The sequence below is a fragment of the Pseudomonas sp. SDO55104_S430 genome (assembly GCF_054070595.1).
Genome location: NZ_JBSVXG010000161.1, coordinates 1 through 13,494, shown reverse-complemented (window position 1 = coordinate 13,494; position 13,494 = coordinate 1). Strand labels below are relative to the sequence as shown.

Annotated in this window: 13 protein-coding genes and 1 pseudogene; 9 read left to right on the top strand and 5 right to left on the bottom strand. The window is 60.9% G+C overall.

Annotated elements, in window-relative coordinates; translation table 11 throughout:
- Positions 1–84 precede the first annotated feature (84 nt).
- The 3 genes from dgcA to ACW9JE_RS22505 all read right to left on the bottom strand — a co-directional run bounded on the left by dgcA (position 85) and on the right by ACW9JE_RS22505 (position 3,747).
- Positions 85–2,145 (bottom strand): dimethylglycine demethylation protein DgcA, encoded by a 2,061-nt coding sequence (gene dgcA, locus ACW9JE_RS22515; RefSeq protein ID WP_224539309.1) that lies wholly within the window; start codon positions 2,143–2,145, stop codon positions 85–87.
- Positions 2,146–2,160: 15 nt separating this feature from the next.
- The gene (locus ACW9JE_RS22510) at positions 2,161–2,691 is read right to left on the bottom strand and encodes a DUF5943 domain-containing protein (protein ID WP_056726569.1); all 531 of its coding nucleotides are present in this window, start codon (positions 2,689–2,691) and stop codon (positions 2,161–2,163) included.
- A 78-nt stretch (positions 2,692–2,769) separates the two neighbouring features.
- On the bottom strand, positions 2,770–3,747 hold the full coding sequence (locus ACW9JE_RS22505; RefSeq protein WP_175376594.1) for a dipeptidase: 978 nt from the start codon (positions 3,745–3,747) through the stop codon (positions 2,770–2,772).
- A 222-nt stretch (positions 3,748–3,969) separates the two neighbouring features.
- On the opposite strand from ACW9JE_RS22505, the gene ACW9JE_RS22500 reads away from it, so the two are divergent.
- The 3 genes and pseudogenes from ACW9JE_RS22500 to ACW9JE_RS22490 all read left to right on the top strand — a co-directional run bounded on the left by ACW9JE_RS22500 (position 3,970) and on the right by ACW9JE_RS22490 (position 5,060).
- On the top strand, positions 3,970–4,371 hold the full coding sequence (locus ACW9JE_RS22500) for a lysozyme inhibitor LprI family protein (RefSeq protein WP_175376595.1): 402 nt from the start codon (positions 3,970–3,972) through the stop codon (positions 4,369–4,371).
- Positions 4,372–4,392: 21 nt separating this feature from the next.
- Positions 4,393–4,611: pseudogene (locus ACW9JE_RS22495) on the top strand (helix-turn-helix domain-containing protein); the annotation flags it as partial.
- A 32-nt stretch (positions 4,612–4,643) separates the two neighbouring features.
- Positions 4,644–5,060 carry a DUF3010 family protein gene (locus tag ACW9JE_RS22490; protein WP_457433982.1) on the top strand — a complete coding sequence of 139 codons (417 nt, stop codon included), beginning with the start codon at positions 4,644–4,646 and terminating at the stop codon, positions 5,058–5,060.
- 106 nt (positions 5,061–5,166) lie between these two features.
- On the opposite strand, the gene ACW9JE_RS22485 is transcribed toward ACW9JE_RS22490, so the two are convergent.
- Positions 5,167–6,111 carry a GlxA family transcriptional regulator gene (locus ACW9JE_RS22485; protein ID WP_457433981.1) on the bottom strand — a complete coding sequence of 315 codons (945 nt, stop codon included), beginning with the start codon at positions 6,109–6,111 and terminating at the stop codon, positions 5,167–5,169.
- A gap of 209 nt (positions 6,112–6,320) precedes the next feature.
- On the opposite strand from ACW9JE_RS22485, the gene ACW9JE_RS22480 reads away from it, so the two are divergent.
- From ACW9JE_RS22480 to ACW9JE_RS22455, 6 genes are all read left to right on the top strand, one after another.
- Positions 6,321–7,265 (top strand): choline ABC transporter substrate-binding protein, encoded by a 945-nt coding sequence (locus ACW9JE_RS22480; RefSeq protein WP_457433980.1) that lies wholly within the window; start codon positions 6,321–6,323, stop codon positions 7,263–7,265.
- Positions 7,266–7,369: 104 nt separating this feature from the next.
- Complete coding sequence (locus tag ACW9JE_RS22475) at positions 7,370–8,257, top strand: BKACE family enzyme (RefSeq protein WP_224542075.1); 888 nt, start codon at positions 7,370–7,372, stop codon at positions 8,255–8,257.
- 140 nt (positions 8,258–8,397) lie between these two features.
- Complete coding sequence (locus ACW9JE_RS22470) at positions 8,398–9,363, top strand: L-carnitine dehydrogenase (RefSeq protein ID WP_175376602.1); 966 nt, start codon at positions 8,398–8,400, stop codon at positions 9,361–9,363.
- A 139-nt stretch (positions 9,364–9,502) separates the two neighbouring features.
- Positions 9,503–9,979, top strand: coding sequence for a thioesterase family protein (locus tag ACW9JE_RS22465; RefSeq protein ID WP_457433979.1), 477 nt, complete (start codon positions 9,503–9,505; stop codon positions 9,977–9,979).
- Positions 9,980–9,991: 12 nt separating this feature from the next.
- Positions 9,992–11,155, top strand: a complete 1,164-nt coding sequence (locus ACW9JE_RS22460) for a gamma-butyrobetaine dioxygenase (protein WP_457433978.1) — start codon at positions 9,992–9,994, stop codon at positions 11,153–11,155.
- 394 nt (positions 11,156–11,549) lie between these two features.
- Positions 11,550–11,816 (top strand): hypothetical protein, encoded by a 267-nt coding sequence (locus ACW9JE_RS22455; RefSeq protein WP_457433977.1) that lies wholly within the window; start codon positions 11,550–11,552, stop codon positions 11,814–11,816.
- A gap of 111 nt (positions 11,817–11,927) precedes the next feature.
- Here ACW9JE_RS22455 and gbdR read toward each other — a convergent pair whose 3' ends face one another.
- Positions 11,928–13,031, bottom strand: coding sequence for a choline metabolism transcriptional regulator GbdR (gene gbdR, locus ACW9JE_RS22450; RefSeq protein WP_110965267.1), 1,104 nt, complete (start codon positions 13,029–13,031; stop codon positions 11,928–11,930).
- Positions 13,032–13,494: the final 463 nt, after the last annotated feature.

The following is a 13,494-nucleotide window of genomic DNA, read 5'->3' as shown; positions in this document are numbered from 1 at the left end:
GGCGATAGATCAGCCGACACCGATGTTGAATGTCAGTCCGCCTTCGCGGGCAAGCCTCGCTCCTACAGGTTCATCCACAAGTCGTTAGAAATCCTTGCAAAGGCGCAGCGCGTCATAGATAGCCGCATGCACGTTACGCTGGGCCACGCAGTCGCCGATGCGGAACAGCAGGTAACCGTCGCCGTCCTGCTCCAGGCATGGCTGAGGCTTGATCGCGAACAGGGCTTCGACGTCGATCTGGCCCTTGTTGCGCGAACCTTCCTTCATCGCGTAGTAGATTTCCTCGTCCGGGCGCACGCCGTTTTCGATGACCACCTGGTCCACCACCCGCTCCTCTTTGGCGCCGGTGTATTCGTTTTCCAGCACCGCCACCAGCTTGTCGCCTTCGCGGTAGACCTTCTCCAGCATCATGTCGCCGGTCATGATCACTTCTTTCGGGTACATGCTGCGGTAGTAGGTCGGGAACGACGTACCGCCGATTGCCACGCCCGGTTTGATGTCGTCGGTGACGATCTCGACCTGGCTGCCTTTGTCGGCGATGAAGTCGGCGGTGGACATGCCGGTGAACTCGCAGATGGTGTCGTAGACCAGCACGTTCTTGCCCGGTGCGACCTTGCCGTCGAGCACGTCCCAGCTGCTGACCACCAGGCCTTCAGCCGCGCCCCAGTGCTCGTTCTGCTCGATGAACGGGTGACCGCCAACGGCCAGCACCACCACATCCGGACGCAAGTCCATGATGGTCGGCGCATCCGCCGCGGTGCCCAGGCGCAGGTCGACTTTCAGGCGCGCCAATTCCAGCTGATACCAGCGGGTGATACCGGCGATCTGGTCACGCTGCGGCGCTTTCGAGGCCGTGGTGATCTGTCCGCCGATGAATTCCTTCTTCTCGAACAGGGTCACGTCGTGGCCACGCTCGGCGGCAACACGGGCGGCTTCCATCCCCGCAGGGCCGGCGCCGACCACCACCACCTTGCGTTTCTTGCCGGTGGTTTTTTCGATGATGTGCGGAACGCCCATGTATTCACGGGAGGTCGCCGCGTTCTGGATGCACAGCACATCCAGGCCCTGATACTGACGGTCGATGCAGTAGTTGGCACCGACGCATTGCTTGATCTGGTCGACCTGGCCCATCTTGATCTTGGCGATCAGGTGCGGGTCGGCGATGTGAGCGCGAGTCATGCCGACCATGTCGACGTAACCGCCTTCCAGAATACGGGTGGCCTGGTTCGGGTCCTTGATGTTCTGCGCGTGCAGCACCGGAACCTTGACCACTTCCTTGATACCGGCCGCCAGGTGCAGGAACGGCTCCGGTGGATAACTCATGTTCGGGATCACGTTGGCCAGGGTGTTGTGGGTGTCGCAGCCCGAACCCACGACGCCGATGAAATCGAGCATGCCGGTGTCGTCGTAATACTTGGCGATCTGCTTCATGTCTTCATGAGACAGACCATCGGGGTGGAACTCGTCACCGCACAAACGCATGCCCACGCAGAAATCGTCACCAACCTCGGCGCGCACGGCTTTCAATACTTCCAGACCGAACTTCATGCGGCCTTCGAAGGTGCCGCCCCATTCGTCGGTGCGCTTGTTGACCCGCGGGCTCCAGAACTGGTCGATCATGTGCTGGTGCACGGCCGACAGTTCCACGCCGTCCAGGCCTCCGGCCTTGGCGCGACGTGCCGCTTGCGCGTAGTTGCCGATCACCCGCCAGATTTCTTCAGGCTCGATGGTTTTGCAGGTAGCGCGGTGCACCGGTTCACGGATGCCCGACGGCGACATCAGGGTCGGCCAGTTGAAGCCGTCCCAACGCGAGCGACGGCCCATGTGGGTAATCTGGATCATGATCTTGGCGCCGTGCTTGTGCATGGCGTCGGCCAGATTCTGGAAGTGCGGAATGATGCGGTCGGTGGACAGGTTCACCGAGCTCCACCATTCCTGCGGGCTGTCGATGGCGACCACGGACGAACCGCCGCAGATCGCCAGGCCGATCCCGCCCTTGGCCTTCTCTTCGTAATACTTGACGTACCGGTCGGTGGTCATGCCGCCGTCGGTCGCATAGACCTCGGCGTGTGCGGTGCTGATCACGCGGTTACGGATGGTCAGTTTGCCGATCTGGATCGGCTGGAACATTGCTTCGAAAGCCATGGCGGGTTCCTCGACTTACAACGGCTTGACGGTGAACAAGCCGTCTTCGTGGCCCTCTTCGGAGCCACCGTAGACTTGTTCGGCCACGGTGCGGATCTTGCTGCCACGGGCGGCGAGGATCTGGTCCATCGCACCGGCAAACCAGCCGGTGAACATGTAGTCGACCTTGCGTCCGACCTTGCCGTACACATAGACGAATGCCGAGTGTTCGAGCTTGACGCTGGCGGTGCCTTTGTCCAGGTCAATGTCCTGGATCTTGAACAGGCCCCAGCCGCGTTGCGACAGGCGCTTCATGTAGTGCTCGAACACCGCGACGCCTTCCAGGCCGTGGCATTCGGCTTCTTTTTCACACCAGTGCCAGGCGGACTTGTAGCCGGCCTTGTAGAGGATCTCGGCATAGGCTTCGGCGCCCAGCACTTCCTCGATGCCCATGTGGTTGTTGACGAAGAAATGACGCGGCACGTACAGCATCGGCAGGGCGTCGGAGGTCCAGATACCGGTCTCACTGTCGACTTCGATAGGCAATTGCGGGGCGATCTTGGCCATGGAAACTTAACTCCAGAAGAATTTTGGTGTTGCCCCCTGCTCGAATGGCAGGGGGAAAGGATTCAGAAGTGCTGCGGCTTACTCGCCCCAGACGTCTTTCAGGACGTTGACCCAGTTTTCGCCCATGATCTTGCGCACCACGCGTTCGGAATGGCCGCGCTTGAGCAGGGTTTCGGTCAGGTTCGGGAACTCGCCGACGGTGCGAATGCCCAGCGGGTTGATGATCTTGCCGAAGCTGGTCAGACGGCGGGCGTAGCCCTTGTCGTGGGTCAGGTATTCGAAGAAGTCCTGGCCGTGCCCCTGGGTGAAGTCGGTGCCGATACCGATGGCGTCTTCGCCAACGATGTTCATGGTGTATTCGATCGCTTCGGCGTAGTCGTCGATGGTCGAATCGATGCCCTTGGCCAGGAACGGCGCGAACATGGTCACGCCGACGAAACCACCGTGGTCGGCGATGAACTTGAGTTCTTCATCGGACTTGTTGCGCGGGTGAACCTTCAGGCCCGACGGCAGGCAGTGGGAGTAGCAGACCGGCTTTTTGGATTCGAGGATGACTTCTTCGGAGGTCTTGGAGCCGACGTGGGACAGGTCGCACATCACGCCGACACGGTTCATCTCGGCAACGATTTCACGACCGAAGCCCGACAGGCCGCCATCGCGCTCGTAGCAGCCGGTGCCGACCAGATTCTGGGTGTTGTAGCACATCTGCACGATGCCCACGCCCAGCTGCTTGAAGATCTCGACATAGCTGATCTGGTCTTCGAAAGCGTGAGCGTTCTGGAAGCCGAAGAGGATGCCGGTCTTGCCCTGCTCTTTCGCTTTGCGGATGTCGGCGGTGGTGCGTACCGGAATCACCAGGTCGCTGTTTTCGCGGATCAGTTTCTGGCTGGCGGCGATGTTGTTGACGGTGGCCTGGAAGCCCTCCCACACCGACACGGTGCAGTTGGCCGCGGTCAAACCGCCCTTGCGCATGTCTTCGAAAAGCTCACGGTTCCACTTGGCAATAATCAGCCCGTCGATAACGATGCTGTCGGCGTGCAGTTCGGCTGGGCTCATCAGGCTGTCCCCTTATTGGCGATTCATGCGCCGAATCGTCTGCCGGCGCTTTGGAGCCAGCATATGCCTCGGTGCCTTGGCAGCCGGGTGCAAAAACGACAGACGAATTGCCGAAAGCGTCAATCCGCGACAAAGGGTCGTCGCCAAGAGCGATTCGCGACCTGTTCAAGGTCGCCCGCATGGGCCAGAATTCCCCGCATCTCTTGATGTAGGGCGACTTGAATGAAATCGATCTTGCTGGCTTTGGCACTGATTGCGACGGGCGTAACGGCTGCGGAAGAAGCCGACGACAACCCCTGCGACAAAGTCGAAAACGACGTCCAGACCCTGGAATGCTCGGCGTTCAGCAAAAGCACCGCTGAAGACCTGCTGAACGAAAACACCAAAAGCCTGAACGAGCGCATGCAGTCGCTCTACGGCAAGAACCCGGCGCAACTGGCCGACATCACCGCCAAAATCAAAGCCGCCCACCAGCAATGGCAAAAAACCCGCGACGCCGACTGCGCCATCGAAGCCTTCCCGGCTACGGCAGGCAGCAAGGCCTTCACCATTGCCCAGAATGATTGCGTGGCGCGGATGAGTGATGATCGGTCGGAGTTTTTGGAGTCGATTGGGCAGGAATAAAAACAAAGGATGAAAAACATGATGATCCCTCACGAAGTCGTCTGCCGCCTTGTCGACGGCGCAACCCCGATCCGTGCCTGGCGCGAACACCTGAACCTTACGCAGGATGAAGTGGCCAAACGCATGGGCATCTCCCAACCCGCTTTTGCCCAGCAGGAGACCGTGGCGAAGCCGCGCAAGGCGACTCGCGAAAAGATTGCCGCGGCATTTGGCATCACGGCCAATCAGCTAGAGCTGTAAGCTGCGCACAACCATTGGTGAAAGGGATCTACATGAAAATCTGCGGCATCGAAATCAAAGGCAGCGAAGCGATCATCGCCGTGGCCATGCTTGAAGGCCAGACGCTGAGCCATGTCGCGCTGGCTACCAAGAAAATCGCCCTGGACGATGACGACGAAGCTGCGAACGTGAAGGTTTTCGCGGCGCAGGTTGCTTCGTTTGTTCGCGAGAATTCGATAGATCGAATGGCGATCAAGAAGCGCAGCAAGAAGGGTGAATTCGCCGGTGGGCCGACGACGTTCAAGATCGAAGGGGTTTTTCAGTTGTTGGAGAATTGCGAGGTGACGCTGTTGTCGCCGCAGACCATCAATGCGCAGGCGAAGAAGCATGGTTTTGAGCTGCCGGAGACACTGAACAAGTATCAGCATGAGGCTTACAAGACCGCCTGCTCGGCGTTGATGAAGAAGTAAACAATACCTGTAGGAGCGAGGCTTGCCCGCGAAGGCGGTGTACCCAGCGACATTAATTTTGGATGTGCTGGCCTCTTCGCGGGCAAGCCTCGCTCCTACAGGTGAATCAGGCTTTCGCGGTTCGCCTGTCTTCCCGCGGACAACGCTCGTATTTCGCCCGGTAACTGCGGGTGAAATACGACGGTGATTCGAACCCGCACGCAATGCTCACTTCAAGCACGCTCATGTCCGTCTGTCGCAACAATTGCCGGGCCTTTTCAAGCCGCAAGCGCAGGTAGAAGTTGCTCGGCGTGTCGTTGAGGTGCAGACGGAACAAACGCTCGAGCTGCCGTCGGGTGACTTTGATCGATTCCGCCAATTCCAGGGTGCTCAGCGGCGGCTCACTGTGCTGCTCCATCTCGCCAATCACATGCACCAATTTCTTGTTGCTGATGCCATATCGCGTGGCGACTTCCATGCGCTGGTGGTCTTTGCGCGGGCGGATGCGGCCGAGTACGAATTGTTCGCTGACCTGGATCGCCAGGTCCGGGCCGTGGGCCTGGCCGATCAGATCGAGCATCAGGTCGATGGAAGCGGTGCCGCCAGCGGAGGTGATACGCCGGCGGTCGATCTCGAACAGCTCCTGGGTGACGCTAAGCTGCGGATAGGACTCCTTGAAGGCATCGATGGCTTCCCAGTGCAGGGTCAGGCGATGACCCTCCATCAAACCCGCCTCGGCGAGGACGACACTGCCGGTGTCGATGCCACCCAAGGTCACGCCTTCGTTATCCAGACGGCGCAGCCAGTGTTCCAGCGCCGGGGTGACGAACTTCAGCGGTTCGAAGCCGGCGACCACCCATAAAGTCGCGCCCTTCTTCAATGGCTCCAGCGCTGCATCGGCGTTGACCGACATGCCGTTACTGGCCAGCACCGCCCCGCCATCGGCGCTCAATACATGCCAGCGATAGAGCTCGCCGCGAAAGCGATTGGCGACCCGCAGCGGCTCGATGGCCGAGATGAATCCAATGGCCGAGAAACCCGGCATCAACAAGAAATAGAAATCCTGAGACATGGCGCGCACTCGAGTGGAGGTAGCGAGACGGCGGGAGCGTAAGGACGTTGATACGCCACTTGCAAACGCCATTCAAGAGGACAGGTCGCTGCAGTGCAAGTGCTGGTCGCCGCAGTGCGCTTTTATGGCCGATTAGCTGCGTAACGTGACATCACCGGCGCACAAAGACGACCGGACCCACAATAACGAAACTGCCGAGGAACCCGAGAATGAAACGACTGATCAGCAGCTGTGTTCTTGCACTCAGTGGTACCGCTTTGCTGAGCGCCAACGTCATGGCCGCCGAACCCGCCTCTTGCCAGAACGTGCGCATGGGCGTGGTGAACTGGACCGACGTGATCGCCACCAGCGCCATGACCCAGGTATTGCTCGACGGCCTCGGCTACAACACCAAACAGACCAGTGCTTCCCAGCAAATCATCTTCGCCGGCATCCGTGATCAGCGCCTGGACCTGTTCCTGGGCTATTGGAACCCGCTGATGACCCAGACCATCACTCCGTTCGTCGACGCCAATCAGGTCACGGTGCTTGAAGCGCCGAGCCTGAAAGACGCTCGCGCCACCCTCGCCGTGCCGACTTACCTGGCCGACAAGGGCCTGAAGACCTTCGCTGACATCGCCAAGTTCGAGAAAGAACTGGGCGGCAAGATCTACGGCATCGAGCCAGGCTCGGGCGCCAACACCCAGATCAAGGCGATGATCGCCAAGAACCAGTTCGGCCTGGGCAAGTTCCAGCTGGTCGAATCCAGCGAGGCCGGCATGCTCGCCGCCGTCGATCGCGCCGTGCGCCGCAAGGAAGCCGTGGTGTTCTTCGGCTGGGCGCCGCACCCGATGAACGTCAACGTGCAGATGACTTATCTGACCGGCAGCGATGACGCCCTGGGCCCGAACGAAGGCATGGCCACCGTGTGGACTGTCACTGCGCCGAAATACGCCGAACAGTGCCCGAACATCGGTCGCCTGCTGACCAACCTGACCTTCACCGCCGAAGACGAGAGCCGGATGATGCAGCCGCTGCTCGATCACAAGGACGCCTTCGAATCGGCCAAGCAATGGCTCAAGGATCACCCCGAAGACAAGAAGCGCTGGCTTGAAGGCGTGACCACTTTCGACGGCAAACCGGCCGCTGAAAATCTGCAACTGACCAGTAAATAATCCCATTCATCGAACCACCGATTCGCAGCCCCAGCGGGCTGCGAACGGCACCGCTACGCCCGGCTTTTCACCCAAACCGCACACGCCTGTAAGGAACCACGAACATGAACCACGACGTCATCATCACCTGCGCACTCACCGGTGCTGGCGACACGACCGCCAAGAGCCCACACGTGCCGGTCACCCCGAAACAGATCGCCGCTGCCGCCGTGGAAGCCGCGAAGGCCGGCGCCACCGTGGTTCATTGCCACGTTCGCGATCCGCAAACCGGCAAGTTCAGCCGTGACGTGGCGCTGTACCGCGAAGTGATGGAGCGCATCCGCGAGGCTGACGTCGACATCATCGTCAACCTCACCGCCGGCATGGGCGGCGACCTGGAAATCGGTGCCGGCGAGAATCCGATGGAATTCGGCCCGAACACCGACCTGGTCGGCCCGTTGACCCGTCTGGCCCACGTCGAGGCACTGCTGCCGGAAATCTGCACCCTCGATTGCGGCACCCTGAACTTCGGCGACGGCGACACCATTTACGTCTCCACTCCGGCGCAGCTGCGTGCCGGCGCCAAACGCATTCAAGAGCTGGGCGTGAAAGCCGAGCTTGAAATCTTCGACACCGGCCACCTGTGGTTCGCCAAGCAGATGATGAAGGAAGGCCTGCTCGACAACCCGCTGTTCCAGCTGTGCCTGGGCATCCCGTGGGGCGCGCCGGCTGACACCACCACCATGAAGGCCATGGTCGACAACCTACCGGCCGACGCGGTCTGGGCCGGCTTCGGCATCGGTCGCATGCAGATGCCGATGGCGGCGCAAGCGGTGCTGCTGGGCGGCAACGTGCGGGTCGGCCTGGAAGACAACCTGTGGCTGGACAAGGGCGTACTGGCGACCAACGGCCAACTGGTCGAACGCGCCGGCGAAATCCTCAGCCGCCTCGGCGCCCGGGTCCTGACCCCGGCCGAGGGGCGCAAGAAGATGGGCCTGAAACAGCGCGGTTAACCCCATTCCCTCTCCACTGTAGGAGCGAGGCTTGCCCGCGAAGAGGTCGGCACATTCGCCAGATCCTCTGCGGCTGAGACACCGCCTTCGCGAGCAAGCTTCGCTCCTACAGGGATCATCGAACTCACCAGGACGCCAACATGAGCTTTATCACTGAAATCAAAACCTTCGCCGCCCTGGGCAGCGGTGTCATCGGCAGCGGCTGGGTTGCGCGCGCCCTCGCCCATGGTCTGGATGTAGTGGCCTGGGACCCGGCGCCCGGTGCCGAGGCGGCGCTGCGCAAACGCGTGGCCAACGCCTGGGGTGCGCTGGAGAAAAAGGGTCTGGCGCCTGGCGCCTCGCAGGATCGCCTGCGCTTTGTCGCCACCATCGAAGAGTGCGTGCGCGATGCCGATTTCATCCAGGAAAGCGCCCCCGAGCGCCTTGAGCTGAAACTGGACCTGCACAGCAAAATCAGCGCCGCGGCCAAGCCCAACGCCCTGATCGGCTCCAGCACCTCGGGCCTTTTGCCAAGCGAGTTCTACGAGAGCGCCACCCACCCGGAACGCTGCGTGGTCGGCCACCCGTTCAACCCGGTTTACCTGTTGCCGCTGGTGGAAGTGGTCGGCGGCAAGAACACCGCGCCCGAAGCCGTGCAGGCGGCGATGCAAGTCTACGAATCCCTGGGGATGCGCCCGCTGCATGTGCGCAAGGAAGTCCCGGGCTTCATCGCCGACCGCCTGCTCGAAGCGCTGTGGCGTGAGGCACTGCACCTGGTCAACGACGGTGTGGCGACCACCGGCGAAATCGATGACGCGATCCGTTTCGGCGCCGGTCTGCGCTGGTCATTCATGGGCACCTTCCTGACCTACACCCTGGCCGGTGGCGACGCGGGCATGCGTCACTTCATGGCCCAGTTCGGCCCGGCCCTGCAGCTGCCGTGGACTTACCTGCCGGCTCCTGAGCTGACTGACAAGCTGATCGACGATGTGGTGGACGGCACCAGTGATCAGCTGGGCAAACACAGCATTTCGGCGCTGGAGCGCTATCGTGATGATTGCCTGATGGCGGTGCTGGATGCGGTGAAGGCCACTAAAGAGAAGCATGGGATGGCGTTCAGCGAGTAATCAGACAGCAGGCCCGGCCTCTTCGCGAGCAAGCCCACTCCCACAGGAGTATGCATTCCAATGTGGGAGCGGGCTTGTCGAATCGTCGCACCGTCGCGAAGACGGCAGCTCAGCCACCACTCATATCGGAACCTGAAACATGCCCGCTCTCACCACCTACCAAACCCGCATCATCCCCGACTGGGTCGACTACAACGGCCACCTGCGCGACGCCTTCTACCTGCTGATTTTCAGCTACGCCACCGACGCGCTGATGGATCGTCTGGGCATGGACAGCAACAACCGCGAAGCCAGCGGTAACTCGCTGTTCACCCTGGAGCTGCACCTCAACTACCTGCACGAAGTGAAGCTCGACGCCGATGTCGAAGTGCGCACGCAGATCATCGGCCATGACGCCAAGCGCTTGCACCTCTATCACAGCCTGCATCTGGTGGGCGACGACAAGGAGCTGTCGGGCAACGAGCAGATGCTGACGCACGTCGATCTCGCCGGCCCGCGCTCCACGCCGTTCAGCGAATTGACCCTGGGCAAACTGCAAGCCATTGTCGCCGATCAGGCCGATCTGCCGGCCCCCGCGTACGTTGGACGAGTGATCGCATTACCCCCAAAAAAATAACAAGGAGATTGCATGAACACCGCCGCCGCTTTAGCCGATTTTCGTACGTATCCGTTGATCAGCGCGCTGACAGGCGTGCAGGCGATGGCGGATCGTGTTCTGGTGAAGTGGGCCGACCAACGGGTCAGCCCCTTCCACCATCAATGGCTGCGGGACAACTGCCCGTGCCCGCAATGCGTCTACACCGTGACCCGCGAGCAGGTGCTGGAAATCGTCGACGTTCCGGACAACCTGCTGCCGGAACAATGCAGCGTCGACGGTGAAGGCTGCCTGAGCATCCAGTGGCAGGACGGCCACCTCAGCCGCTTCGACCCCGGCTGGCTGCGGGCCCACGCCTATGACGACGAATCCCGCGCCAAGCGCCTGGCCGGCAAGCCCAGGGCGAAACTGTGGCACAGCGACCTGACGCTGCCGGTGTTCGAATACCAGGCGCTGATGACCGACAACGATGTCCTGCTGCAATGGCTGCTGGCCGTGCGCGATACCGGGCTTTCCCAGGTGCGCGGCGTGCCCACCGTGCCCGGCTCGCTGAAGCTGATCGCCCAACGCATTTCGTTCATCCGCGAGAGCAATTTCGGCGTGCTGTTCAACGTGCAATCCAAGGCCGATGCGGACAGCAACGCCTACACCGCTTTCAACCTGCCACTGCACACCGACCTGCCGACCCGCGAACTGCAACCGGGTCTGCAATTCCTGCATTGCCTGGTCAATGACGCCGAGGGTGGCGAGAGCATTTTCGTCGACGGTTTTGCCATCGCCGACGCCTTGCGCCGGGAAGACCCGGAGTCGTTCAAAAGCCTGTGCGAGATTCCCGTGGAGTTCCGCAACAAGGACCGCCACAGCGACTATCGTTGCCTCGCGCCGATCATCGCCCTGGATGCCCTGGGACAAGTGTCGGAAATCCGCATGGCAAACTTCCTGCGCGGCCCGTTCGATGCCTCGGTGGAGCAGATGCCCAAGCTCTATCGCGCCTATCGCCGCTTCATCGCCATGACCCGCGAGGATCGCTTCCGTGTGATGCAGAGGCTCAATCCGGGAGAGCTGTGGTGCTTCGATAACCGCCGTACCCTGCATGCCCGTAACGCCTTCGATCCGGCGACCGGGGCGCGGCATTTTCAGGGCTGCTACATCGACCGGGATGAGTTGTTGTCGCGGATTCTGGTGTTGCAGCGGTAGACCGCGTCATCGTTCTTCGCGGGCAAGCCTCGCTCCCACAGGTTTGGCGTCGTACACAAAATCTGTGACCACCCCCCGCCCCTGTAGGAGCGAGGCTTGCCCGCGAAGGCGTCTGGACAAGCACCATAAATTCCAGGATTCACAGACAAAAAAAAGCCCCGATCAAGCCGTGACATGACCGAGGCAGAGGGTACTGTTGAGGAGCTGCCGCGCTAGGGTGACCAAACCTTCGTGAAGCGAGCTGAGTCCAGTGTGCCCACTCCTTTTGCCGCAAAGATGCCCGAAAACGACGTGCTCATAGTCAGTTATGACATTGCGACAAATCGCCCTTGATGCCACTGCATGCCACTACCAGAATCGAGCCAGACCCGTTCCCAGAAGAAGGATTAGCGCCATGATGCACGCCGATTTGATAGACCAGGAAGACCTCTTGGGCCACCTGATTGCATTGGGCTTTCAAGTGCCGAACGGTGCGACCGCCGAGCAGGCCTGTGAGTACGCGGTACGCGGTTTGAACAACGAGCGGGCCATCGTGCTGCGCACCATGGTCAAGCAGATGTACACCAGCAGCGCCACCATCCTGCCGGCCGTGCGCCAGGCCATCGACAAGCAGTTGCTGCCGGCATTGGCCGAGTACCAGCAGAGTCATTCCGGCCGCTAAAAACAATCGCGGGCAAGCCCGCTCCCACAAGGATTTCGGTTGGATCACACATTTGCAATCCAACCGAGAACCCTGTGGGAGCGGGCTTGCCCGCGATGAAGACGTCTGGGTTTACAGCCTTACGCTGGCAAACGTCGACTCATTGCGCGCCTGGCTCAGCGCCGACAAAGGCCCGGACAACGGCGACAGCACCAGAGCCTGCGGCAGCGGCATCATCGCCACTTGCTGCGTTGTGTTGGAGCCTACGCGCTCGTCACGCGGCGGAATGCCGAAGTATTCGCGGTAGCACTTGGAGAAGTGCGGCGTGGAGACGAAACCGCAGACCGACGCCACTTCGATGATCGACATCGGCGTCTGCTTGAGCAGCTGCCGCGCGCGAATCAGGCGCAACTTGAGGTAGTAACGCGACGGCGAGCAGTGCAGGTATTTCTGGAACAGGCGCTCGAGCTGACGACGGGACACCGAGACGTACACCGCCAGTTCATCCAGGTCGATCGGCTCTTCGAGGTTGGCCTCCATCAGCGCGACGATTTCCTGCAGCTTCGGCTGATTGGTGCCCAGCATGTGCTTGAGCGGTACGCGCTGGTGATCCTGTTCGTTGCGGATGCGCTCGTAGACGAACATCTCCGAGATCGCAGCGGACAGTTCACGGCCGTGATCGCGGCTGATCAGGTGCAGCATCATGTCCAGCGGCGCGGTACCGCCGGAGCTGGTGAAACGGTTACGGTCGAGGGTGAACAGACGGGTACTCATGGCCACCCGTGGAAACGCTTCCTGCATCGCCGCCAGACATTCCCAGTGCACGCTGCAATCGAAACCGTCGAGCAGGCCGGCGCAGGCCAGGGCCCAGCTGCCGGTGCAGACCGCGCCCAGGCGACGGGACTGGCGCGCCTGGCTTTGCAGCCATGACACGTGTTCGCGGGTAACAGTGCGCTGGATACCGATACCGCCGCAGACGATCACGGTGTCCATCGGCGGGGCTTTGTGCATCGAGGCATCGGGGGTGATTTGCAGGCCGTCACTGGCCCAGACCTGGCCGCCGTCGACTGTGAGGGTGGTCCAGCGATACAACTCGCGACCGGACAACTGGTTGGCCATGCGCAGCGGTTCGACTGCGGAAGCCAGGGAAATCAGCGTGAAATTGTCCAGCAGCAGAAAGCCGATGGATTGAGGCGCACGGTTCTGGGGTTGGGCCCCGGAGTTGAACGACGTCATCGCGGTATCTCCTCACACAAGCAAATGATGGCCTCAGGCGCAGGCTCTTTTTATTGCCATCGTTCTCGCGAGGGAGACGGGCTTTGTAATGACAGAGCAATTGCCATGCCTAAAATTGAATAGGCATTCAATAACTCCTGAAAACGACGTCGCACGTGTCTGAATATGACTCGCGGCGAGTAAGGGATATAAGTGCTATCAATGCTGGAAAGTGACCTTCTGCGAGGGGTGTGAGCAGATCGGTATCACTTGTGGGAACAGGGCTGCGGGCAACCCGGGAAGAGTGTCACCCAAGGCACGGGGTGACGGGTGGTCATGGCAGCGATTGTACCCGACCTTTGAAGAGGCCATTTATCTGTGAGCGACGCGCCAAAAGATGGCGGGTTTTGGTGCGGGTGTTCGATTTACGCGCAGTTTTGACTGGTCTGGCCCCTTCGCGGGCAAGCCTCGCTCCTACAGACAC

Bases quoted from the DNA above. Each gene is read 5' to 3' on its own strand.
- ACW9JE_RS22470 (WP_175376602.1), top strand. From the start codon at position 8,398: ATGAGCTTTATCACTGAAATCAAAACCTTCGCCGCCCTGGGCAGCGGT.
- ACW9JE_RS22480 (WP_457433980.1), top strand. From the start codon at position 6,321: ATGAAACGACTGATCAGCAGCTGTGTTCTTGCACTCAGTGGTACCGCT.
- ACW9JE_RS22500 (WP_175376595.1), top strand. From the start codon at position 3,970: ATGAAATCGATCTTGCTGGCTTTGGCACTGATTGCGACGGGCGTAACG.
- ACW9JE_RS22510 (WP_056726569.1), bottom strand. From the start codon at position 2,691: ATGGCCAAGATCGCCCCGCAATTGCCTATCGAAGTCGACAGTGAGACC.
- ACW9JE_RS22505 (WP_175376594.1), bottom strand. From the start codon at position 3,747: ATGAGCCCAGCCGAACTGCACGCCGACAGCATCGTTATCGACGGGCTG.
- ACW9JE_RS22465 (WP_457433979.1), top strand. From the start codon at position 9,503: ATGCCCGCTCTCACCACCTACCAAACCCGCATCATCCCCGACTGGGTC.
- gbdR (WP_110965267.1), bottom strand. From the start codon at position 13,031: ATGACGTCGTTCAACTCCGGGGCCCAACCCCAGAACCGTGCGCCTCAA.
- ACW9JE_RS22455 (WP_457433977.1), top strand. From the start codon at position 11,550: ATGATGCACGCCGATTTGATAGACCAGGAAGACCTCTTGGGCCACCTG.
- dgcA (WP_224539309.1), bottom strand. From the start codon at position 2,145: ATGGCTTTCGAAGCAATGTTCCAGCCGATCCAGATCGGCAAACTGACC.
- ACW9JE_RS22475 (WP_224542075.1), top strand. From the start codon at position 7,370: ATGAACCACGACGTCATCATCACCTGCGCACTCACCGGTGCTGGCGAC.
- ACW9JE_RS22485 (WP_457433981.1), bottom strand. From the start codon at position 6,111: ATGTCTCAGGATTTCTATTTCTTGTTGATGCCGGGTTTCTCGGCCATT.
- ACW9JE_RS22460 (WP_457433978.1), top strand. From the start codon at position 9,992: ATGAACACCGCCGCCGCTTTAGCCGATTTTCGTACGTATCCGTTGATC.
- ACW9JE_RS22490 (WP_457433982.1), top strand. From the start codon at position 4,644: ATGAAAATCTGCGGCATCGAAATCAAAGGCAGCGAAGCGATCATCGCC.